At 61.5% G+C, this 21,928-nt stretch carries 22 protein-coding genes, 1 tRNA gene and 1 pseudogene; 11 read left to right on the top strand and 13 right to left on the bottom strand.

The window, feature by feature from the left end:
* Positions 1-31 precede the first annotated feature (31 nt).
* The 3 genes and pseudogenes from RG836_RS25400 to RG836_RS25405 all read left to right on the top strand — a co-directional run bounded on the left by RG836_RS25400 (position 32) and on the right by RG836_RS25405 (position 1,027).
* Positions 32-105 (top strand) — tRNA-Gly (locus RG836_RS25400).
* A 399-nt stretch (positions 106-504) separates the two neighbouring features.
* A pseudogene (locus RG836_RS27410) lies at positions 505-579 on the top strand (type II toxin-antitoxin system HicA family toxin); the annotation flags it as partial.
* Positions 580-631: 52 nt separating this feature from the next.
* The gene (locus RG836_RS25405) at positions 632-1,027 is read left to right on the top strand and encodes a type II toxin-antitoxin system HicB family antitoxin (protein ID WP_310850582.1); all 396 of its coding nucleotides are present in this window, start codon (positions 632-634) and stop codon (positions 1,025-1,027) included.
* Positions 1,028-1,080: 53 nt separating this feature from the next.
* On the opposite strand, the gene tam is transcribed toward RG836_RS25405, so the two are convergent.
* The gene (gene tam, locus RG836_RS25410; RefSeq protein WP_310850481.1) at positions 1,081-1,851 is read right to left on the bottom strand and encodes a trans-aconitate 2-methyltransferase; all 771 of its coding nucleotides are present in this window, start codon (positions 1,849-1,851) and stop codon (positions 1,081-1,083) included.
* Between the two features lie 164 nt (positions 1,852-2,015).
* Here tam and RG836_RS25415 point away from each other — a divergent pair, with 164 nt between their 5' ends.
* A complete protein-coding gene (locus RG836_RS25415) occupies positions 2,016-2,426 on the top strand; it encodes a low affinity iron permease family protein (RefSeq protein ID WP_310850483.1) in 411 nt (136 codons plus the stop codon).
* 25 nt (positions 2,427-2,451) lie between these two features.
* Here RG836_RS25415 and RG836_RS25420 read toward each other — a convergent pair whose 3' ends face one another.
* From RG836_RS25420 to fos, 3 genes are all read right to left on the bottom strand, one after another.
* Positions 2,452-2,973, bottom strand: a complete 522-nt coding sequence (locus tag RG836_RS25420) for a DUF4142 domain-containing protein (RefSeq protein ID WP_310850484.1) — start codon at positions 2,971-2,973, stop codon at positions 2,452-2,454.
* Positions 2,974-3,047: 74 nt separating this feature from the next.
* The gene (locus tag RG836_RS25425; RefSeq protein ID WP_310850485.1) at positions 3,048-3,206 is read right to left on the bottom strand and encodes a con-10 family general stress protein; all 159 of its coding nucleotides are present in this window, start codon (positions 3,204-3,206) and stop codon (positions 3,048-3,050) included.
* A 134-nt stretch (positions 3,207-3,340) separates the two neighbouring features.
* Positions 3,341-3,757 (bottom strand): fosfomycin resistance glutathione transferase, encoded by a 417-nt coding sequence (fos, locus tag RG836_RS25430; protein WP_310850486.1) that lies wholly within the window; start codon positions 3,755-3,757, stop codon positions 3,341-3,343.
* A gap of 542 nt (positions 3,758-4,299) precedes the next feature.
* Between fos and RG836_RS25435 the strand changes: the two genes are divergently transcribed.
* Positions 4,300-4,668, top strand: coding sequence for a DUF6124 family protein (locus RG836_RS25435; protein ID WP_310850487.1), 369 nt, complete (start codon positions 4,300-4,302; stop codon positions 4,666-4,668).
* 124 nt (positions 4,669-4,792) lie between these two features.
* Here RG836_RS25435 and RG836_RS25440 read toward each other — a convergent pair whose 3' ends face one another.
* The 4 genes from RG836_RS25440 to RG836_RS25455 form a co-directional block, all read right to left on the bottom strand.
* Positions 4,793-6,124: an MFS transporter gene (locus tag RG836_RS25440; RefSeq protein WP_310850488.1), complete on the bottom strand. Its 1,332-nt coding sequence runs from the start codon at positions 6,122-6,124 to the stop codon at positions 4,793-4,795.
* A gap of 181 nt (positions 6,125-6,305) precedes the next feature.
* Complete coding sequence (locus RG836_RS25445) at positions 6,306-7,232, bottom strand: hydroxymethylglutaryl-CoA lyase (protein WP_310850489.1); 927 nt, start codon at positions 7,230-7,232, stop codon at positions 6,306-6,308.
* Positions 7,229-8,434 carry a CaiB/BaiF CoA transferase family protein gene (locus RG836_RS25450; protein WP_310850490.1) on the bottom strand — a complete coding sequence of 402 codons (1,206 nt, stop codon included), beginning with the start codon at positions 8,432-8,434 and terminating at the stop codon, positions 7,229-7,231. Before RG836_RS25450 ends, RG836_RS25445 begins: the two co-directional genes overlap by 4 nt.
* 184 nt (positions 8,435-8,618) lie before the next feature.
* Positions 8,619-9,527, bottom strand: a complete 909-nt coding sequence (locus RG836_RS25455) for a LysR family transcriptional regulator (RefSeq protein ID WP_310850491.1) — start codon at positions 9,525-9,527, stop codon at positions 8,619-8,621.
* A 255-nt stretch (positions 9,528-9,782) separates the two neighbouring features.
* Between RG836_RS25455 and RG836_RS25460 the strand changes: the two genes are divergently transcribed.
* Positions 9,783-10,976, top strand: a complete 1,194-nt coding sequence (locus tag RG836_RS25460; protein ID WP_310850492.1) for a multidrug effflux MFS transporter — start codon at positions 9,783-9,785, stop codon at positions 10,974-10,976.
* 70 nt (positions 10,977-11,046) lie between these two features.
* The gene (locus RG836_RS25465; protein WP_310850494.1) at positions 11,047-12,066 is read left to right on the top strand and encodes a DUF4917 family protein; all 1,020 of its coding nucleotides are present in this window, start codon (positions 11,047-11,049) and stop codon (positions 12,064-12,066) included.
* A gap of 157 nt (positions 12,067-12,223) precedes the next feature.
* On the opposite strand, the gene RG836_RS25470 is transcribed toward RG836_RS25465, so the two are convergent.
* Complete coding sequence (locus tag RG836_RS25470; RefSeq protein WP_310850496.1) at positions 12,224-12,766, bottom strand: helix-turn-helix domain-containing protein; 543 nt, start codon at positions 12,764-12,766, stop codon at positions 12,224-12,226.
* 160 nt (positions 12,767-12,926) lie between these two features.
* Here RG836_RS25470 and RG836_RS25475 point away from each other — a divergent pair, with 160 nt between their 5' ends.
* From RG836_RS25475 to RG836_RS25485, 3 genes are all read left to right on the top strand, one after another.
* Positions 12,927-13,709 (top strand): aldolase, encoded by a 783-nt coding sequence (locus tag RG836_RS25475; protein WP_310850498.1) that lies wholly within the window; start codon positions 12,927-12,929, stop codon positions 13,707-13,709.
* 30 nt (positions 13,710-13,739) lie between these two features.
* Entirely contained in the window at positions 13,740-14,627 is an 888-nt protein-coding gene (locus tag RG836_RS25480) for a dihydrodipicolinate synthase family protein (protein ID WP_310850500.1), read from the top strand.
* A 243-nt stretch (positions 14,628-14,870) separates the two neighbouring features.
* Entirely contained in the window at positions 14,871-15,779 is a 909-nt protein-coding gene (locus tag RG836_RS25485) for a DMT family transporter (protein WP_310850501.1), read from the top strand.
* A gap of 60 nt (positions 15,780-15,839) precedes the next feature.
* Here RG836_RS25485 and RG836_RS25490 read toward each other — a convergent pair whose 3' ends face one another.
* The 4 genes from RG836_RS25490 to RG836_RS25505 form a co-directional block, all read right to left on the bottom strand.
* Positions 15,840-17,054, bottom strand: a complete 1,215-nt coding sequence (locus tag RG836_RS25490) for a class I SAM-dependent methyltransferase (RefSeq protein WP_310850502.1) — start codon at positions 17,052-17,054, stop codon at positions 15,840-15,842.
* A gap of 175 nt (positions 17,055-17,229) precedes the next feature.
* Positions 17,230-17,847: a TPM domain-containing protein gene (locus RG836_RS25495; RefSeq protein WP_310850503.1), complete on the bottom strand. Its 618-nt coding sequence runs from the start codon at positions 17,845-17,847 to the stop codon at positions 17,230-17,232.
* Between the two features lie 34 nt (positions 17,848-17,881).
* Positions 17,882-18,640: a TPM domain-containing protein gene (locus tag RG836_RS25500; protein WP_310850504.1), complete on the bottom strand. Its 759-nt coding sequence runs from the start codon at positions 18,638-18,640 to the stop codon at positions 17,882-17,884.
* Between the two features lie 29 nt (positions 18,641-18,669).
* Positions 18,670-19,278, bottom strand: a complete 609-nt coding sequence (locus RG836_RS25505; RefSeq protein ID WP_310850505.1) for a LemA family protein — start codon at positions 19,276-19,278, stop codon at positions 18,670-18,672.
* 279 nt (positions 19,279-19,557) lie between these two features.
* Between RG836_RS25505 and bglX the strand changes: the two genes are divergently transcribed.
* Complete coding sequence (bglX, locus tag RG836_RS25510) at positions 19,558-21,849, top strand: beta-glucosidase BglX (protein ID WP_310850506.1); 2,292 nt, start codon at positions 19,558-19,560, stop codon at positions 21,847-21,849.
* Positions 21,850-21,928 lie beyond the last annotated feature (79 nt).

Raw genomic sequence — 21,928 nt, forward strand, 5'->3', positions numbered from 1 at the left:
CGCACTTCTGGTACAAAGTCAGCCGCTCTGAGCGGGTGTCGTATAATGGCATTACTCCAGCTTCCCAAGCTGATAACGAGGGTTCGATTCCCTTCACCCGCTCCACTCTCTTTCAGTTCCACGTCAGTTGCAGTTTGACGGGGGATGCAGAAACACAAAAAACCGGTCCAGAGTGGCCGGTTTTTTTGTGGGTGGGATTCAGCAGACCGCAGTTCGGAAAAACTTCGCGACGATCGCGAGGGTGGCAAACAGCATCAACGCAAACGCGGCCCCAATGCCGAACGGCAACAGCATTGCGAATCATGGTCGGGGCCGGGCGTCTCATTTCTTACGCTCATTTTTTGCTGGTAAAACCTCGACATACAGAAAAACGGGCACGCAACACCTGCGTTCGAATGCTCTCCACACTGGCCAAAGCGATCTTCAACGCACATCGGATCTATCGGTCGGGCGGTCCGATATTGAACAACAGATTTTGGTGGGCATAGTAACCACCTCAGCACACCCGTCACCGTTCCCCATCCAAAAAAGGATCTGCTCAAAAAAACGGCCATCAGTATTTTGCAACAGGCATTGCTCCAAGAGCCCCGTCGCACAGAGTCCCTGGAGGACACCGAACACGCTTTACCCGATCGCTATTTCAAGCGGCAATGATGAACAGGCCTGGGGCGTCGAAGTGCCGGATATTTCCGGCTGCTTTTCCGCCGGGGACGACCTGGATGACGCCATTGCCATGGCCCGCGAGGCCATCGAAGGCCACTTCGAGATCCTTGCCGAAGACGGCTCGGCCATCCCGGTCGCCAACACAGTCACCCTGCATGCCGCCAATCCAACGTACGCCGGTTGCACGTGGGCGCTGGTAGACATCGATGTCACCAAATACCTGGGCAAGGCGCAGAAACTCAACATCACCTTGCCCGGTTACCTGCTCAACCGGATCGATGAATACGTGCTGCATCATCCGGAGGAGAAGAGCCGTTCCGGGTTCCTTGCTTCTGCCGCATTAAAGGTGTTGCAGCAGGGTTAACGCCTATGCGCAAAGGTCGGTCTGGTGGGTTGGCCTTTCCGTTACCGGCGTAGTTATCGCGTCGCCACCATGAACAACCGCGGAAACGGCAGCAGCACGCTGCCGTCTTCCAAAGTTGGATAAGCCTGCTGGATTCTCTCCAGATACCGCTGCAGATATTGCGCGCGTTGCGCCTCATCCAGCGGCTGAAGAAACGGTCGCAGCCCACTACCCTTGAACCACTCCACCACGCCGGCCGCGCCGTCCTTCAGCGGATGGTGATAGGTGGTGCGCCAGATATCGACGCGGGCACAGTGCGGTTTGAGCATCGCGTAATACTCGCTGGCGCTGGCGATCCCGGTGCGCTGTCCGGCGGCGCTCGCCAGTGTGTCGGCCCACGGCCCGTCAGCGGCGACGTCGCGCATGGCGCGGTGCGAGGGTTGGTCGAGGTTGTCCGGCATCTGAATCGCCAGGCGTCCGCCCGGCGCCAGTTTGCTGACCAGCGACGGCAACAGCGTGGCGTGGTCGGGCAGCCATTGCAGCACGGCGTTAGCAAAGATCACATCGAACGGCCCGGGGTTGTCCCAAGTACCGATATCCACTTGCTCGAAACGCACCGCCGGCAAGCGCTTGCGCGCGGCGCCGAGCATGTCCGGCGAGCTGTCGAGCCCAAGCACCTTGGCCTCGGGGAACATCTCTACCAGCAACTCCGTGGAATTGCCCGGCCCGCAGCCGATGTCCACCGCCGACCGCGCATTCGCGCCCGCCGCAGCGGCCAGCAAATCACGGGCCGGGCGGGTGCGCTCGTCTTCAAAGGCTACGTACTGTTTGGCGGACCAACTCATCGCGTGTTCCTCGTCTTTGATCGAGTGCTTAGCCTACCGCAACCTGCGTTCGCGTGGCCCTGTCGGCGCGATCCAGACAAACCAGCTCGCGAGTTTGTAAAAAGAAATTTCAACGCCCCGCCGATGTCTCAGTGTTCAAGCGCATCCCAATAAGGAACACGGCAATGAAATTCGCAAAAGTCGCTCAAAAGCTCGCGTTGTGGGCTGGCAGTCCGAAGACGTTTATGGGGGCGATTATTTTGATCGGGGTGTGGGGGATCAGCGGGCCGATTTTCCAGTTCAATGACACCTGGCAACTGATCATCAATACCTCGACCACCATTATCACTTTCCTGATGGTGTTCCTGATCCAGAACACGCAGAACCGCGATACGGACATTTTGCATTTGAAGATTGATGAGTTGTTGCGGGTGACCAAGGATGCGCAGAACGCGATGCTGGGCCTGGAGAAACTGGATCTCAAGCAACTGGAAGCACTGAGGAAGCAGTACCGCAACCTCAGCGAGGGCGAATCGATTCAGATGGAAGTCAGCCCGCCCGACGGCCAGCACAAGCCCGACTATAAAAACTGCTGAAAGCGCTCAGGCGAAGGACGGCTGTTTAGCCGTCCAGGCGACCCGAACGGCTGGCCTGCAAGGCCTTGGCCATTTGCAGGTGGTTTTCCAGTTTTGGCAGGGTTTCATCGGCGAAAGCCTTGATTTCCGGCACGTCGGTGGTCTGCGCTTGCTGCTGGATCTGCTGGATCGCCTCTTCAGTCGCTTTCACCTGGCTGGCGGCATAAGCGGCATCGAACGACTCGCCTTCGGGCACGGTAGGCATCAGGCTTTTGGCCTTGTCGGCGACTTCTTCGCGCGGGGCGATGGGCAAGTCGAGCTTCTTGGCGATTTTCGCCAAGTGCTGGTTGGCCGTGGTGCGGTCGTTGATCACCACTATGGTGTAATCCTTGACCTCTTTGGATTCGGACTTCTGATGCGCCAGGCGACTGGCTTCGATGTCGGCCATGCCTTTGGCCGACGCCTCGTTGATGAACTGCGCGGGGTCCTGGGCAAACGCGCTGTTGGCGCCCAGGCCCAGCATCATGACAAAACCCGCTTTACACAAATGGCTGGCCATCCGGCTCATGGTCACGCCCTCCTTCGACGAAAATTAAACGGGAGCTTTCGCCCCCGTCTCTTGATCAAAACAACCTTCACCGACTACCGAGATTTCTGACCACCTTTGCGGCCCATATCGGTTTTCGCAGGGTCTTTATCGACCGTCGTTTCAGTGGCTTTCCCACCTTTGCGACCGGCTTCAGACGCCTTCGTTCGATCGTTGGCGAAGTTTCCCGAGTTCGAGTTCCTTGAATTAGGCATGATTCTCTACCTCTTGGTGATGATCGATGCAGGCCCGGCCGTGGGCTGCGCCTGCATAGATTGTGAATTTCCATTGGCGCAAAGGTTTAAAAAAACTTGGCGGTGCCGCGACGAACGGCGACTGACTTGTCCGATCAAGCTTCGTCGAAAAAACGCATGCCCGCGTAGGGTTTTGCCCGACAGGCCGCCAGCCGCGAGGGCAAATCACCGACGTGCGCTTCGAGTTTGTGCCCGTCGGGGTCGAGGAAATAAAACGACGCCCCTTCACTGCGGTTATCGCGCCACTCCACCACCCGCGCCATCCGCATCCGCGCCTCGAACGCCGCAAAATCCGCTTCGCCAATGCTGAACGCGTAATGGGTGTAATCCGCCGCCGGCTCTGGCTGGCGCAACGGATCGAGGGACAGGCACAACCACAATCCCGGCAACGATAAATAGGCGCCGTTGTCCCACGTCGCGTCCAGCCGGAGCTGCAGCAGGTCGTGATAGAAGGCGATGCTGCGGGGCAGGTCGGTGACGGCGAGGGTGAGGTGGTTGAGGCCGGTGAGCATGCGCGGTTACCTGGGTCCGGGACTGGGCAGTTGTGCACTATCCGCTGCTCAATGGGCTCATTCAAGCCAATGAAGCTCCCGAAACCACCGAAAATCCCTGTGGGAGCGAGCCTGCTCGCGAAGACGTCGACATGTTCGGCAGTGATGTGACTGAACTACCGCTTTCGCGAGCAGGGTCGCTCCCACAAGGGTTATTTCGTTGTGTTTAAGAAGGGTGATTGATTGAAGTCCGCCGGCTACACATCCTTGCGCCTTTGCCTACACCTGCGCCAGAATCCGCCGGCTTGTGCGCCTTGGCGCGGGTCTTTATCGTTTGCCGGCCACTGCTCATCAGTGGTCGGGTTTAGTAGCCCGCGGTATTGAAGAGTGCACAGGTGTCCGTCAGACAGGTATTCAATTACCTGCACTTGATGGTGGCTGTACACAGGGCGCTTTCGGGCGCGCCGGCTTTCTTCGATTCCCCGGTCTACTAACCTGTGTCCAGCCGCCACCCCTTGTTTAGTAGCTCGGGAATGGCAGCTTCATTCAAGGAAAAGAAGACGATGATCAAACCAACCCCCAATCCCCCAGAAACCGACGACATTTCCCCCTACTCTTCCCTCGATCCAAAAAAACTCCACGAAGCCGCTGACCGCGCCCTCGATCATTACCTCAACCCGCGCACCGACGCCGCCCCGCCGCGCCAGCCCAGCACGCTGTTTATGATCGCGCCCGGCATCAATAACGAAACCCTGCTGGTGCAAGCCTGCGAATCCCTGGCGTCGGCCAGTGTCATGGCCAGTGATTTCGCAGACCAGCTCCAGGGCCCGCAGCGCAACACCATGCTGGCGTTGCAGCAGATCATCATGCTCGGGGAATTGGCGGTGAATCGGGCGCTGGACAATATTGATCCGGCGGAGGCAGCGGGCTAGACACACATCCCTGTGGGAGCGGGCTTGCCCGCGATGAGGCCAGCACATTCAACATCATCGTTGACCGTGAAATAGCCATCGCGGGCAAGCCCGCTCCCACAGGTTCGGTATGTGACTGACGAACTCAATACTTATCCAGCGTGCGCAGTTTCTGCGGCAAGCCCCACATCAGCAGTGCCACGGCGATTAGTGCGGCGACGCCGATCACGTAAAGCGCCGGGGTGGTGCTGCCGGTCAGGTCTTTGATGCGCCCGACCATGACCGGGCTGACGATGCCGCCGAACTGGCCCAGGGTGTTGATCACCGCGATCCCGCCCGCCGCACCGGCGCCGGCGCCGGCTAGTAGTTTTGGTGGCAAAGTCCAGAAGCTCGGGATGCTGGCGATGATGCCGGCGCCCAGCAGGCCCAAGGCGACGATCAGAAACGTGGTGTGGTTGGCGAAGATCCCGGCACTGAAGAAGCCCACCGCCCCCACCGCGACCAGCCCGGCGACAAACTTGCGCCGCTCTCCGGTGGCATCCGACAGACGCCCGATCACCACCATGCTGATCGCCCCGCACACATACGGGATGGCCGTCAGCAGGCCGATCATCACCGGGCTCTCGGTGCCGGCGCTGCGGATCAATTGCGGTGCCCAGAAATTCAAACCGTAGGACGCGACCTGAATCAGGAAGTAGATAAGGCCCAGGGTCAGGAACCCCGGAATCTTCAGCGCCGCCAGCAACGAGCCGCCGCTCTTGTGCGGTTCGTGGTGAGCGATGCGGCTGGCCAGCAGGGTTTTCTCTGCGGGGGTCAGCCAGTGCGCATCTTCGATGCGGTCCTTGAGCAGCAGCAACACCAGCACCCCGAGGCCGACGCATGGCACGCCGCCGAGCAGGAACAACCAGTGCCAGCCGCGCATTTGCATCACGCCGTCCAGATGCTCGAGCACCAGCCCCGAGAACGGTGCGCCCACCAGGCCGGCGAATGCCGAGGCGAGAAACAGCATTGAGGTGATACGCCCGCGATAGTGCTGCGGGAACCACAGCGTCAGGTAATACAGCACGCCCGGCGCAAAACCGGCCTCCATAGCGCCAATCACAAAGCGCAGCGCGTAGAACTGCCATTCGCTGTTGACGAACACCATCAGCGCCGTCGCCACGCCCCACGACATCATGATCCGGGCGATCCAGCGCCGTGCGCCGACCTTGTACAGCATCATGTTGCTGGGCACTTCGAACAGCACATAACCGACCACGAACAGCCCGGCGCCGAGGCCGTAAGCGGTGTCGCTCAGGCTCAGGTCGGCCTGCAACTGGAATTTGGCGAAGCTGATGTTGATGCGGTCGAAAAAGGCGAACAGATAACACACCATGACCAGCGGCATCAGGCGCCAGGCGACTTTGCTGACCAGGGCTTTTTCGGCATCGTGGTTCACGGCCGGGCTCGCGCCGGCCTCCAGTACGTTGAGGCTCATTGGTAATCTCCAGGCGGACTTCCCGTGGGTGTCCGATTGTTTTTGTTGTCTGGTTTTTCGGGTTTGCAGCGCTTCTGTGGGAGCGAGCTTGCTCGCGAAAGCGATGGGTCAGTCATATGAAGGGTGGCCGGACTGACGTCTTCGCGAGCAGGCTCGCTCCGCATGGTTTTTGCGTGGTCAGTCAGGACGGCACTGGATGCAGATCACAATTGCGCCCAGCCTTGGCCAGTTGCCCCGGCACTTCGTGGCCCAGCAGTGCCGGCAAACCGCGGGACAGTTTCAGCAGCAACAGCAAGTCGATGCCGGTGTGGATACCGACTTCGTCGCACAGGTTGACCAGGTCTTCGGTGCAGATGTTGCCCGAGGCGCCGGGGGCGAACGGGCAGCCGCCGAGCCCGCCCAGCGCGGCGTCGAAGCGTCGGGCGCCGGCCTCGTAGGCGGACAGCACGTTGCACAACCCCAGGCCGCGAGTGTTGTGGAAGTGCAAGGTCAGGTCGGCCGGCGACACGCGTTCAAGCACCCGCCGAACCAGTCGGTCCACCTGGCGCGGGTTGGCCATGCCGGTGGTGTCCGCCAGGCTAATGCCCTGGATGCCGAGTTGCTGATAGGCGTCGACGATTTGCAGCACGCGGTCTTCATCGATGTTGCCTTCGAACGGGCAACCGAAGGTGGTGGCGATGCTGCCGTTCAGGCGCACGCCGCTGCCCTGCGCGAACGAGACGATCTCTGCGAACGCCGCCAAGGATTCTTCACAACTCATGCGCATGTTGGCGCGGTTGTGAGTCTGGCTGGCGGACATCACTAGGTTCAGCTCATCGGCGCCAGCGCTGAGTGCCCGCTGCGCGCCCTTGAGGTTGGGGATCAGCGCCACGTAAATCACCCCCGGTTGCCGAGTGATGCCGGTGAACACTTGTTCGCCGTCGCGCAAGGCCGGGATGGCTTTGGGCGAGACAAACGAGCCGGCTTCGATGCGGCTGAAACCGGCCAGCGATAACTGGTCGATCAGGGCGATTTTGTCGAGGGTTTCGACCCAGGTCGGTTCGATCTGCAAGCCGTCCCGGGGCGAGACTTCCTGGACGATCAGAGTGTGCGAATAGTCAGTGATCATTGCACTACCCCTTCGGCTTTCAGGCGTTCGATGTCATGGCCGGTGAAGCCAAGGTCCGCGAGGATCGAATCCGTGTGTTGCCCCAGCGACGGCCCGGACCAATTGACCCCGCCCGGGGTTTCCGACAGTTTCGGCACAATGCCAGGCATCTTCACCGACGTGCCGCCCGGCAGTTCGGCGTCGAGCAACATCTCCCGCGCCTGGTAATGCGGATCGGTGACGATATCGGCCACCGAGTAAATGCGCCCGGCCGGCACTTCGGCGTCCTGCAGCGCGCTCAGCACGTGCTCGATCGGCAGGCTGCTGGTCCAGTGGGTGATGGCGGCGTCGAGCACACCGCTCTTGGCGGCGCGCCCGTCGTTGTGGGCAAATTCCGGGGCGTCGGCCAGATCCTGACGGCCGATCACCGCCATCAGGCGCTTGTAGATCGGATCGCTGTTGCCGGCGATCACCACGTAGGCGCCGTCCGCAGTCAGGTAAGTGTTGGACGGCGCGATGCCCGGCAAGGCACCGCCGCTGCGCTCGCGGACGTGACCGAGCAGGTCGTATTCCGGCACCAGGCTTTCCATCACGTTGAACACGCTTTCCGCCAGCGACACGTCGACCACTTGGCCGCCGCCCTGCCCGGTCTTGACCCGCAGCACCGACATCAGCGCGCCGATCACCGCGTGCAGCGAGGCCAGCGAATCGCCGAGGCTGACACCGACCCGCGCCGGCGGTGAGCCGGGGGTGCCCGTGGTGTAGCGGATGCCGCCCATGGCCTCGCCGATCGCGCCGAAACCCGGACGGTCGCGGTATGGGCCGGTCTGGCCGTAGCCGGAAATGCGCACCAGCGTCAGGTTAGGGTTGAGGGCGTGCAGCACGTCCCAGCCGAGGCCGAGTTTTTCCAGGGCGCCGGGGCGCAGGTTTTCGATCAGCACGTCGGCGCTGGTCGCCAGTTGCTTGACCAGGTCGATGCCTTCCGGGGATTTGAGGTCCAGCGCCAGGGATTTTTTGTTGCGCGATTGCAGGTACCACCACAACGAGGTGCCCTCGTGCAGCTTGCGCCATTTGCGCAGGGGATCGCCCTGGCCCATGGCTTCGATCTTGATCACCTCGGCGCCGAATTCGGCCAGCATGCGCGCAGCGAACGGCGCGGCAATCAGGGTGCCGATCTCGATCACTTTAAGAGCGCTCAGCGGCGCAGGATTGGGGGCAGTCATTGGGAGAGCCTCTGTTGTTCTTGGAATGGGGCCAAGGTAGAGGATGCCGCCGTCGGGAATCCAACCGTCTGTGGATAAGGGTCGTTCGCCAAACGCGAACGCTGCTTGCGGCTTCAGGTTGACTGCATCCCCCCCTGTGGGAGCGAGCCTGCTCGCGAAGAGTCCCGCCCGAGCAGCGAAAATCTCAGCCCTGCGTCTGCAAATACTCAAACAGCAAGCGGCTGACCGGCGACAGCCGCGCCTCGTCGCGCACCACCAGAATCAGCGAGCGATCCGACCACTCATCGGTCAGCGGCACCGCGTGCAGGCCCAGTGCGTGGCCGAACAATTCGTAGGCTTTCTGCGGCAGGATACCGATGCCCATGTTGGCCTGGACCATCCGGCACACGGCGTCAAAACCTGGCACATGAATGCGCACCCGCAGCAGCTTGCCGGCCTCGCGCGCGGCAGCGTGGGTGCGCTGGTTGATCGAACTGGCGGCGTGCAGGCCGACGTAGTCGCTGCCTAAGGTGTCGGCGAACGCCAGTGCCGAATGCCTGGCCAACGGGTGATCGGCAGGCATAACTACCACCAGTTTGTCGCGGCGATAGAGCACGCTGTGTAAACCCTTTACGTCGCTGTCGCTGGAGCAGATGCCCAAATCCGCCACGCCATCGAGCACGCCCTGGATCACCCCGCTGCTGGGCCGTTCTTCGAGGTCGGTCTTGACCTCTGGGTGCAGCGCAGAAAAACCGCGCAGGTCCTCCGGCAAAAACTGAATGATCGCCGACAGGTTGCCGAGCATCCGCACATAACCGCGCACCCCGTGACTGTGCTCGCCCAGTTCCAGGCCCATTTTCTCGACGTTGAACAGCATCTGCCGTGCGTGGTGCAACAAGGTTTCCCCGGCGGGCGTCAGGGTCATGCCTTTGGCCTGACGCGCGAACAAACTGATGCCCAACGCCTCCTCCAACTCCATCAGCCGCTTGCTCGCCGCCGACACCGCAATCGCCTCGCGCGCGGCGGCACGGGTCAACGTACCTTCTTCGTGCACGGCGACGAACAGTTGCAGGGTGATCAGATCGAGGCGGCGGATCAGGCTTTTTTGCAGCATGGGGGGCTCGATGGCGGGAGGTCGGTGACAGGCAAGTCAGCAACATACTGCCGTTCGCCGTCAACACTTCAGCGTCGGTTCGGAGCCATTCGCCGTGCGCGCACGACCCGGTCGGCGGGTTATTCCGAGGGCAAAAGCTTCATCAAGATCATCTTGCGCGCCGCCGTGCAGCCAGACACCATTCAACTTTTTTGCCACTAGCCCGCCGCACGCTAGGGTCGGGACATCCGCGGTTGAACTCACCCAAGGCCTGCCATGAAGAGCCGAACCACCCTGCTCGTCACCTGCTGCACCGTGTTTCTCGCCCAGTTGGGCATGAGTATTTACCTGCCGGCGCTGCCCGACATCGCCCGCGACCTGGGCGCGGAGCCTTCGCACGCGGCGTGGGGGCTGGCGGCGTACCTGGTGGGCATGGCGCTGCCGATGCTGTTCTGGGGCAGCCTCGGCCAGCGGCTGGGGCGCAAACCGGTATTGCTGGCGGCACTGACCCTGTACGGGGTGGCCAACCTGTTGCTGCCGGCCAGCAGCAGCCTCGAGGCATTTCTGGTCTGGCGCCTGGTACAAGGCATTGGCGCCAGCGGGATTTCGGTAATGGCGCGGGTGCTGATCCGCGACACCTTCAGCGGGGCCGAATTGGCTCGGGCGCTGTCGTGGATTTCCATCTCGTTCGTGATTGCCTTGGGCATCGGCCAATACCTGGGCTCACTGATTCAGGCGTTGCTGGGCTGGCAGGCGATTTTCTTCGGGCTGGGCGCGGTGAGTCTGGGCATGGCCGCGATCATTCTGCGCATCACCTTTCCCACCCTGGAGCGCACGGCTGAAGGCGCGTCGAGCTGGCGCCACTATGGGCGCATCGTGCAGCACCGCGAGTTTTTACTGGCGGCTCTGGCCGGTGGCCTCGGGTATGGGGTGATCATCGCGTTCAACACCCAGGCGCCGGTGATTTTCCAAGGGCCGTTCCACTGGAGCGCGATCGAATACGGGCTGCTGGGCTGGCCAATCAGCGCGGCGTATCTGTTCGGCGCGCTGGTGGTCAATCGCTGGGTGGTGCGCACCGGACAACGACCGATGATGGCCTGGGGCGTCGCGCTGGTGTTGGTGGGCACCGCCAGCATGCTGCTCGGCAGTCTGCTCGCCACTGCGCTGGCGCTGTGGTTCTGGTTGCCGTACTGCCTGGCGGTGTTCGGCCAGTCGATGACCTACCCGGTGAGCCTGGCGGTAGCCAACGATCGCGCGCCCGTCAGCGGTGCCTATGCCATGGCGCTGAGCGGGTTTATTCATCAGCTAATGGCGGCCATGATTGGCGGCGCGGCCAGCCTGTTAAGCAGTACCCAGGCCTGGCCGCTGGCGCTGTTTTGCAGCCTGCTGGCAGTGGCGGCGGTGGCCTGCGTGGCGGGTCTGGGCGCTGCGCCATCGGCCCCGCCAGCGCCGCCGACGAGCAACCGTTAACGCGGGTTTGGCGCGCCTCGTGATAAAGTCGGCGCCCTGCCTTTCCAGCCGTTTGAGATGAGCCCAAGCAATGACCGACTTCCAGGATTTTGATGCCCAACTCGAAGACTGGACGGTGTTGCGCCAGAGCACTTCGTTCAGCGGCCTGCTGCTGGGCAACGGTGCCAGCCGCGCGGTGTGGGACGACTTTGGCTACGACTCGCTGTTCGAGAACGCGCGCACGGTAGAAGAAAAACCGTTGAGCCCATCCGAGTTGAGTGTGTTCGATGCGCTGCAGACCCGCAGTTTCGAGCAGGTGCTGAGCGCGCTGAAAGCCACCAGCCGAGTGAACAAGGCCTTGGCGGTCAGTTCGGCGGCGCCGCGCAACCGCTATTACGCGATCAAGGAAGCGCTGATCAACACCGTGCACGCGGTGCACATCCCGTGGCGACTGGTGCAGGCCTCGACCCTGGCGACGATCAACCGGGAATTGGCAAGTTACGCCACGGTGTTCACCACCAATTACGACTTGCTCAATTACTGGGCGATCCAGCACGACGCCGGCGCGGTGACGGACTTGTTCCATGGCGCCGACGGCAGTTTTGACTTGAGTGACTGCACCAGCGAAAAACCGCGTTTGTTGTACCTGCACGGAGGCCTGCACCTGGTGCGCAACCAGGACGGCACCGCGCGCAAGTTGCCCTCCACCGAAGGCACGCTGCTGGGCAGTTTCGCGATCAACAACACCATCAAGACCCTCGACGACGTGCCGCTGTTCGTCAACGAGGGCCCGGCCCAGGACAAGCTCAAGACCATCCGCAGTTCGGACTATTTGTCGTTCTGCTACGACCAGTTGCTCGGCCATGGCGACGGTCTGTGCCTGTTCGGCCAGGCCCTCGGCACGCAGGACAGCCACATCGTCCACGCCTTGCGCCTGGCCCGGCCGAAGGTGTTGGCGATCTCGATCAACCCGCGCAGCAAGGGGTTTATCCAGGCGCAGAAACGTCACTACGCCAAGGTGTTTGAAAGCACCGGGATTGAGTTGCGGTTTTTTGATTCGAAGAGCCATGCATTGGGCAGCCCGACACTTGCGGTGCCGGTTGAGGTATAGGGCGGGCAGACTGGCCGGTTTCCTGTGGCGAGGGAGCTTGCTCCCGCTGGAGGGCGAAGCACTCCCGGGTCGTTATGGGCAGTGAGATTGTTGGGTCTGCTGCGCAGCCCAGCGGGAGCAAGCTCCCTCGCCACGAAGATCAAGAGCCAGCCGCGGCTCACTCCTCGGTGCTGTGCACCACTACAAGCAATTGCGCCTGAACTTCTCCCGCCGAGCGTATGCGGTGGGGTTTCTGCGCGTTGAAGTGCAGCGCATCGCCGCGTTCCAGCAGCACCCGCTCATTCATGAAGTCCACCTCCACCTGGCCCTCGTGGACGAACAGAAATTCCTCACCCAAGTGTTCTTTGAAGGTCTTGTCGGCGAATTCGAACGGCGGGTAGATGATGAACGGCAGCAGGCTGCGCTCGCTCACTTGGTGGGCCAGCACCGCGTAGCCGGGGCTTTGGTCGTTGGCCGCCAGCGACTGGCGTTCGCTGCTGCGCACCAGGCTGTAGCTATCGAGGCTGACGTTGTCTTCGGAGAACAGCTCCTCGACCTTCACGTTCAACGCCTTGGCCAGTTTCAACGCGGCCGCAATCGACGGGGTGTTCAGCCCGCGTTCGACCTTCGACAGGTAACTCTTGGTCATGCCGGATTTTTCCGCCAGCGACTCTAAGGTTACGCCAAGTTTTTTTCTGAGTAATTTCAAACGGATAGACATGCGCAGCGGTTATTCCATCAAGGAAGCGACAATTGATGCTTGCTAATGACACTTTGTGTCATATAGTCTCTTTAGTGTCATTTGCATTCACCCACAACGTTGCGAGCGGTCGGTGAAACGCAAAACCGACGTCCCTTTCAATGCTGCTGAGGACACCGATATGGCCAAGACATTAGCACTACCCAAAGAGCAACTAGTCAAGCAAGCGCTGAGCCAGATGCAAAATACGCTGGCGGATAATACGTGGACAGACCGGCAAAAGCTGGCCCTGACCTGCCGGATTCTGTTTGAAAACGGTCACGACTCCGGCCTGGCCGGGCAAATCACCGCCCGTGGCCCGCAACCGGGCACTTACTACACTCAACAACTGGGCCTGGGTTTCGACGAGATCACCGCCGGCAACCTGCTGCTGGTCAACGAAGATCTGGAAGTGCTGGAAGGCCACGGCATGGCCAATCCGGCCAACCGTTTCCACAGCTGGGTGTACCGCGCGCGGCCGGATGTGAACTGCATCATCCACACCCACCCGACGCATGTGGCCGCGTTGTCGATGCTGGAAGTGCCGTTGCAGATTTCCCACATGGACCTCTGCCCGCTGTACGACGACTGTGCGTTTCTTGAAGGCTGGCCCGGCGTACCGGTGGGCAACGAGGAAGGCGAACTGATCGCCGGCGCGCTGGGCGATAAGCGCGCGATTCTGCTGTCGCACCACGGCCAGTTGTCGACCGGCACCACCATTGAGGAAGCCTGCGTGATCGCGCAGTTGATCGAACGCGCCGCCAAGCTGCAATTGCTGGCCATGGCTGCCGGCACCATCAAGCCGATCATCCCGGAACTGGGCCGCGAAGCGCACGACTGGATCGCCAAGCCCAAGCGCCACGCCGCCGCGTTCAACTACTACGCCCGGCAGAACTTGCGCCAACACGCCGATTGCCTGAACTGATTTCCCAGCCCCTTTCCCCGGAGACACACCATGTCCAAGCCTACTATCCACGGCATCATCGGCTACACCATCACCCCGTTCGGCGCTAACGGCGAAGGTCTCGACCTGCCCGCGCTCGGCCGCTCCATCGACCGCCTGATCGACGGCGGCGTGCATTCCATCGCACCGCTGGGCAGCACCGGCGAAGGCGCTTACCTGAGCGACAGCGAGTGGGACCAGGTTGCCGAATTCAGCATCAAGCACGTAGCCAAGCGTGTGCCGACCATCGTCAGCGTGTCCGACCTGACCACCGCCAAAGCCGTGCGCCGGGCGCGTTTCGCCGAGGCTCATGGCGCCGACGTGGTGATGGTGTTGCCGACCTCTTACTGGAAGCTCAGCGAAGACGAAATCCTCGCTCACTACCGCGCCATCGGCGATGCGATCGGCGTGCCGATCATGCTCTACAACAACCCAGCCACCAGCGGCACCGATATGTCGGTGAACCTGATCCTGCGGATTCTCAAAGCCGTGGAAAACGTCACCATGGTCAAGGAGAGCACCGGCGACATCCAGCGCATGCACCAGTTGCAGCGCCTCGGCGAAGGCCAGGTGCCGTTCTACAACGGTTGCAACCCGCTGGCCCTGGAAGCTTTCGCCGCCGGCGCCAAAGGCTGGTGCACCGCGGCGCCGAACCTGATTCCGCAACTCAACCTCGACCTGTATCAGGCTTCACTGGCCAATGACCTGGGCCTGGCGCGGGAGTTGTTCTACCGTCAGTTGCCGGTGCTGGACTTCATCCTCAAGGGCGGTTTACCAGCGACGATCAAGGCTGGCCTGGGCATGACCGGGCTCGACGTTGGCGTGCCACGCCTGCCGGTGTCGCCGCTGAGCGAAGCAGGCCGCGCGCAGTTGCAAGGGTTGCTGGACGGCTTGCGCTGATCGATCGGCACACCAAAACATGTGTGGGCTTGCTCGTGATGAGGGGCAATCAGTCGCCGCAGAGGGCGACTGATTGACCGCTTTCGCGAGCAAGCCCCGCCCCCACAGTGGATTTGCCTCACGGCTCACCACAGGTGCCTGCGAACTGTACGGATAACTCTGCGCTTAGCTGTAACAGCGGCATCGCGGTGGTTTGTGGCTAGATGACAGCCTGACTGCCACCCTTCGATTCTGGTTACCGCTATGTCGTCCTCCCGCGAAAACACTGGCATGGCCCTGGGCCTGCTGGGCGTGATCATTTTCAGCCTGACCCTGCCCTTCACCCGCATTGTCGTGCAGGAAATTCACCCTTTGCTCAACGGCCTCGGCCGGGCACTGTTCGCAGCGGTGCCGGCAGCGTTGCTGTTGTTGTGGCGCCGGGAGAAGTGGCCGAATTGGGCACAAATCAAAGGCCTGATGCTGGTGATTGCCGGGGTGATCCTGGGCTTTCCGGTGTTGTCAGCCTGGGCGATGCAGACCTTGCCGGCGTCCCACGGCGCGTTGGTCAACGGCTTGCAACCTTTGTGCGTGGCCCTCTACGCCGCGTGGTTGTCCCATGAACGACCGTCAAAAGCCTTCTGGGCCTGCGCCGCGCTGGGCAGTGCTTTGGTGCTGGGCTATGCGCTGATCAGCGGCGCCGGGCATATTCAAGCAGGTGACTTGCTAATGCTCGGGGCAATCGCCGTGGGGGGCCTGGGTTACGCCGAGGGTGGCCGGTTGGCCAAGGAAATGGGCGGCTGGCAGGTGATCTGCTGGGCGCTGGTGCTGTCGACGCCGCTGTTGATCGGGCCGGTGACCTATCTGGCGCTGAACCACCACGGCGAAATTTCCGCCAAGACCTGGTGGGCCTTTGCTTACGTGTCACTGTTCTCGCAGTTCATCGGGTTCTTCGCCTGGTACGCCGGGCTGGCCATGGGCGGCATCGCGCGGGTCAGTCAGATCCAGTTGTTGCAGATTTTCTTCACCATCGCGTTTTCGGCACTGTTCTTTGGTGAACACATCGAGCCGATCACCTGGCTGTTTGCCTGTGGGGTGATTGTCACGGTGATGCTCGGACGAAAGACCGCTGTAAAAGGCAATGTGGGAGCGAGCCTGCTCGCGAAGGGGCAGTAACAGGCGACATCATCATCGGCTGTCAGTCCGCTTTCGCGAGCAGGCTCGCTCCCACACGGTTTAGAGGAAGTGGTCAGCCTTCAACAGGGTTTCCAGGCAGTGGTCGGTGATCTGATAGAAGTCCTTCAGTTCCTGGATTTTCGCCAAAAGCTGAGTCGGGTCGACCGGTTCGGCGCGTTTGACCGCCAGGATCATCTTGTTCTTGTTGGTGTGCTCCAGGGAAATAAACTCGAACACTTTGGTTTCGTAGCCGCAGGCTTCCAGGTACAGCGCGCGCAGACTGTCGGTGACCATTTCCGCTTGCTGGCCCAGGTGCAAACCGTATTGCAGCATCGGCTTGAGCAGCGCCGGGCTCTGGATTTGCAGGCGGATCTGCTTGTGGCAGCACGGCGAGCACATGATGATCGCCGCGCCGGAACGGATGCCGGTGTGGATGGCGTAGTCGGTGGCGATGTCGCAGGCATGCAGGGCGATCATCACGTCCAGCTCGCTTGGCGCCACGCTGCGTACGTCGCCGCACTTGAACACTAGGCCCGGATGCTCCAGCCGCGCGGCGGCGGCGTTGCACAGGCTGACCATGTCTTCGCGTAACTCGACGCCGGTGACCTCGCCCTCGGCCTGCAAGGTGTTGCGCAGGTAATCGTGGATGGCGAACGTCAGGTAGCCCTTGCCGGAACCGAAGTCCGCCACCCGCACCGGTTTATCCAGCGCCAACGGTGAGGTGGTCAGCGCATGGCTGAACACTTCGATGAACTTGTTGATCTGCTTCCACTTACGCGACATCGCCGGGATCAGCTCATGCTGCTGGTTGGTCACGCCCAGGTCGGTGAGGAACGGCCGGTTCAGGTCGAGAAAGCGGTTTTTCTCGCGGTTGTGCTCGGCGGACGGCACTTCGCGCAATTGCTGGGGTTTGCTCTTGAACAGCGATGACTTGCCCTTTTTGCTGTATTCGAGCTGTGCTTCGTCAGTCAATGACAGCAAATGCGCATTTTTGAACGATGTCGGCAGCAGCGCGGCAATGCTTGCCACCGCCTCGGCCAGCGGCAGGTTCTTGGTGATGTCGCGGGTTTTATAGCGGTAGACGAAGGACAGGCAGGGCTGCTCCTTGACCGTGACTTGCTTGATGATGATCCGCTGCAACTCCGCTTCTTCGCCTACGTATTTGGCCAGCACCAGTTTGATGAACGCGTTGGCGTCGAGGCTGGTTTGCAGCAACTCGATGAACTGCGCGTGATGATCCGGCGCGAGGCTGGCGGGGGTTGCGGTGACGGACATGAACGAACGGCCTCGGAGGGGCGGAGCGGGAATGCCGGGTATTTTAGGGGGGATGCGCCGTGAGGGCACGGGCTAATTTACCGGTGGTGCTGTCTGGGGAATTTGGGGCTGCTGCGCAGCCCAGCGGGAGCAAGCTCCCTCGCCACAGAAACTCCCTCGCTGAACAAGCGGTGAATCAGGTCAGTACCACCAGGCGATTCGGCAGTTCGTTGCGCGCTTGTGTTACGGGCACATGGACCTTCAATAACTCGCCGCAAGCTTCGATGCAGTTGACGAAGCCTTGCAACGTCTGGCCTTGTTTCACTTGCTGGGTGAACGCCGACACGATGGCATCCCAGGTGCTGTTGTCGAGGCGGCTGGAAATGCCCTCGTCCACCAGGATTTCCACGTAGCGCTCGGCCTCGCAGACAAAAATCAGCATCCCGGTGCTGCCGACGGTGTGGTGCAGGTTCTGTTCGAGGAACTGCCGGCGCGCCAGGTTCGAGGCGCGGCGATGACGCACGGCGCGGGGGATCAGGTGCGAAGTGATCGCCGGGATACGGAACACCAGGCACAGCACGATGAAGATCAGCCATTGCGCCAGCAGCAGGCTGTGCATGGTCAGCGCGCCGGTCAGGTAATGCACGACCCCCGGCACCACCAACGCCAGCAGGCTGGCCCACAGCAGTGGGATGTAGGTGTAGTCGTCGGCGCGGGCTGCCAGCACCGTCACCAGTTCGGCGTCGGTTTCGTGCTCGACCCGGGCGATGGCCTCGGCGACCTGGCGTTGTTCGTGTTCCGTCAGTAATGCCATGTTGTTAAGTGCCTGCTCGTTATTATTCAAACCATCACCAACCGCCGGATGAACCGCCACCGCCGAAACTGCCGCCGCCACCGCTGAAGCCCCCGCCTCCACCGCCGCCAAATCCGCCGCCGCCACCGCCGAAGCCGCCGGCACTGCCCCCCGAGCCGCCGCGTCCGGCGGGCAACAGGCCGAGCATCTGCAGGACGAAAATGGTCAGGATGAACAGCATCACCAGAAACACCATCAGCCCCGGATGCCGCGAGATAAAATCGTCGTCCGCTGCGCCGCTGGGTTCGTAAATGGTCGAGGGTTCGTCCAGCGGGTTGCCGCCCAGCACCACCAGCATGGCCGCGACCCCGTCGCTGATGCCTTTGCTGAAGTGGCCGTTCTTGAACGCCGGGGTGATGACCTGATTGATGATCACCGAGCTCTGCGCGTCGGTGAGCCGCTCTTCCAGGCCATAGCCGACTTCGATGCGCAGCTTACGCTCGTCCCGCGCCACGATCAGCAATGCACCGTTGTTTTTATCTTTCTGCCCGATGCCCCAGTGGCGCCCCAACTGATAGCCGAAGTCGGCAATCTCCGCGCCTTGCAGGTTGGGCAAGGTCACCACCACCAATTGTTCGCCGGTAGCCGCTTCGTGCGCCTGCAACTGTTGATCGAGTTGCGCCCGCGCCGCCCGCTCGATCATCTGCGCGTTGTCCACTACCCGGCCGGTCAGCGGCGGGAACTGCAAATCCGCCTGGGCCAGCGTGGCCAATAGCATCACTATCAGCAACAGGCCCGACCTTAGTGTGCGCATGGGCCACCTCGTCCGTGCCGCAACGGTGATCAGAATTTCACCTGCGGCGCTTTATCGGCGTCCGCGCTGGTGGCCTCGAAGGTCTCGCGGATTGGCAGGTTGCTGTACATCACGCTGTGCCACAAGCGGCCGGGGAAGGTGCGGATTTCGGTGTTGTAGTTCTGCACCGCCAGAATGAAGTCGCGGCGCGCCACGGCGATGCGGTTTTCGGTGCCTTCGAGTTGCGATTGCAGCGCCAGGAAATTCTGGTTGGCCTTGAGGTCGGGATAGCGCTCGGAGACCACCATCAAACGGCTGAGAGCGCCGGTCAATTGATCCTGGGCCTGCTGAAACTGCTTGAGCTTTTCTGGGTTGTCGAGGGTATTGGCGTCAACCTGGATCGACGTCGCCTTGGCCCGGGCTTCGACCACTGCGGTCAGGGTCGCCTGTTCATGGGCGGCGTAGCCCTTGACGGTTTCCACCAGGTTGGGGATCAGGTCGGCACGGCGCTGGTACTGGTTCTGCACCTGGCCCCAGGCCGCTTTGGCCTGTTCGTCGAGGGTCGGAATGTTGTTGATCCCGCAACCGGCCAACACACTGCCCAGCCACACCAGCGCCAGCATTTGCAGGCCGGTGCGATAGTGATGTCGTAGATTCATTTGCTTGAAGCTCCCTTGCACATTCCGTTGAACCTCGCGCGCGAGCGCAAAGTCTGACTCGTGAGGCATAATCTGCCGCCGCCACTGGATTGCATCGAGCCAATGGGCTAAAAGATGCCCAGCGCCAATGCACTGCCCGGCGACATAAGTGTTGTGCGACATAACGGTGAAGTCTGGCGCATCAACGCCTGTGACACCTGAACAACAATAGACGCTCCCTAAATTTTGGCTGACCGATGCAATTCACCTGTGTCGTTTAGGCTTTTGAGAAAACTATTCATGAAGAAGCTGTGTTTGCTGGGCCTGTTCGTCAGTCTGGCCAGTCACGCGGTATGGGCCGAGACCGCCTCGGTACCGCTGGAGAACAAGGACGCTTTCATCAGCAACCTGATAAAGCAGATGACACTCGACGAGAAGATCGGCCAGTTGCGCCTGATCAGCATCGGCCCGGAAATGCCCCGCGAGATGATCCGTAAGGAAATCGCCGCAGGCAACATCGGCGCCACGTTCAACTCGATCACTCGCTCGGAAAACCGGCCGATGCAGGATGCCGCGATGCGCAGCCGGCTGAAGATCCCGATGTTCTTTGCCTACGACGTGATCCACGGCCACCGCACGATTTTCCCGATCCCCCTGGCCCTGGCGTCGAGCTGGGACATGGACGCGATCGGCCGTTCCGGGCGCGTTGCCGCCCAGGAGGCCGCCGCCGACAGCCTCGACATCACCTTCGCGCCGATGGTCGACGTGTCCCGCGACCCGCGCTGGGGCCGGACCTCCGAAGGCTTCGGTGAAGACACTTATCTGGTCTCGCGCATCGCCAAAGTGATGGTCAAGGCTTACCAGGGCGCCACCCCGAGCGCCGCCGACAGCATCATGGCCAGCGTCAAGCACTTCGCCTTGTACGGCGCGGTCGAGGGCGGTCGCGATTACAACGTGGTCGACATGAGCCCGGTGCGGATGTACCAGGATTACCTGCCACCCTACCGCGCGGCGATTGATGCCGGCGCCGGCGGCGTGATGGTGGCGCTGAACTCGATCAACGGCGTACCCGCCACCGCCAACACCTGGCTGATGAACGATCTGCTGCGCAAAGAGTGGGGCTTTAAAGGCCTGGCGGTGAGCGACCACGGCGCGATCTTCGAACTGATCAAGCACGGCGTCGCGGCCGACGGTCGTGAAGCGGCGAAGCTGGCGATCAAGGCCGGCATCCACATGAGCATGAACGACACGCTGTATGGCAAGGAACTGCCAGGCCTGCTGAAATCCGGTGAGATCCAGCAGAGCGACATCGACAACGCCGTGCGGGCGGTGCTGGACGCCAAGTACGACATGGGCCTGTTCAAAGACCCATACCTGCGCATCGGTAAGGCCGAGGATGATCCGGCCGACACTTATTCGGAAAGCCGCCTGCACCGTGCCGAGGCCCGCGACGTCGCCCGTCGCAGTCTGGTGCTGCTGAAGAATAGCAACCAAACCCTGCCGCTGAAGAAAACCGCGAAAATCGTCCTGACCGGACCGCTGGCCAAGGCGCCGATCGACATGATGGGCAGTTGGGCCGCCGCCGGCCGGCCGGCGCAATCGGTAACCCTGCTCGACGGCATGACCCGCGCCCTCAGCGCCGATGCGTCGCTGACTTACGTGCGCGGCGCCAATATCACTGGCGACAAGAAGGTCCTGGATTACCTCAACTTCCTCAACTTCGATGCCCCGGAAGTGGTCGACGACCCGCGCTCGGCGCAGGTGCTGATCGACGAAGCGGTGAAAGCCGCGCAGCAGGCGGACGTGATCGTCGCGGCGGTGGGCGAGTCTCGTGGCATGTCCCACGAATCGTCGAGCCGCACCGAGCTGAATATTCCGGCCAGCCAGCGGGAGTTGATCAAGGCCCTGAAAGCCACCGGCAAGCCATTGGTACTGGTGTTAATGAACGGCCGTCCGCTGTCGATCCTTGATGAAAACGAACAGGCTGACGCGATTCTGGAAACCTGGTTCAGCGGCACCGAGGGCGGCAACGCCATCGCCGATGTACTGTTCGGTGACTACAACCCGTCAGGCAAACTGCCGATCAGCTTTCCGCGCTCGGTGGGTCAGATTCCGACCTACTACAATCACCTGAGCGTGGGCCGGCCGTTTACCCCGGGCAAACCGGGCAACTACACCTCGCAGTATTTCGATGACACCACCGGGCCGCTGTACCCGTTCGGATATGGCTTGAGCTACACCACGTTCAACTTGAGCGACATGGCGCTGTCATCCACCACCCTGAACAAGACCGGCAAGCTCGACGCCAGCGTGACAGTGAAAAACACCGGCGAGCGTGACGGCGAAACCGTGGTGCAGCTGTACATCCAGGACGTCACCGGCTCGATCATTCGCCCGGTGAAAGAACTGAAAAACTTCCAGAAGGTGCTGCTCAAGGCCGGCGAACAGAAAGTCGTGCACTTCACCATCACCGAAGACGACCTGAAGTTCTTCAATGCCCAACTCAAATACGCCGCCGAACCCGGCAAATTCAACGTACAGATCGGCCTCGATTCTCGAGACGTCACACAGCAGAGTTTTGAGTTGCTCTAGACCAAAAACACCGTAAAACCTGTGGGAGCGAGCCTGCTCGCGAATGCGGTTTGCCAGGCACATTGATATTGGATGTGCC

The organism is Pseudomonas rhizozeae, assembly GCF_031583775.1.
Lineage (GTDB): Bacteria > Pseudomonadota > Gammaproteobacteria > Pseudomonadales > Pseudomonadaceae > Aquipseudomonas.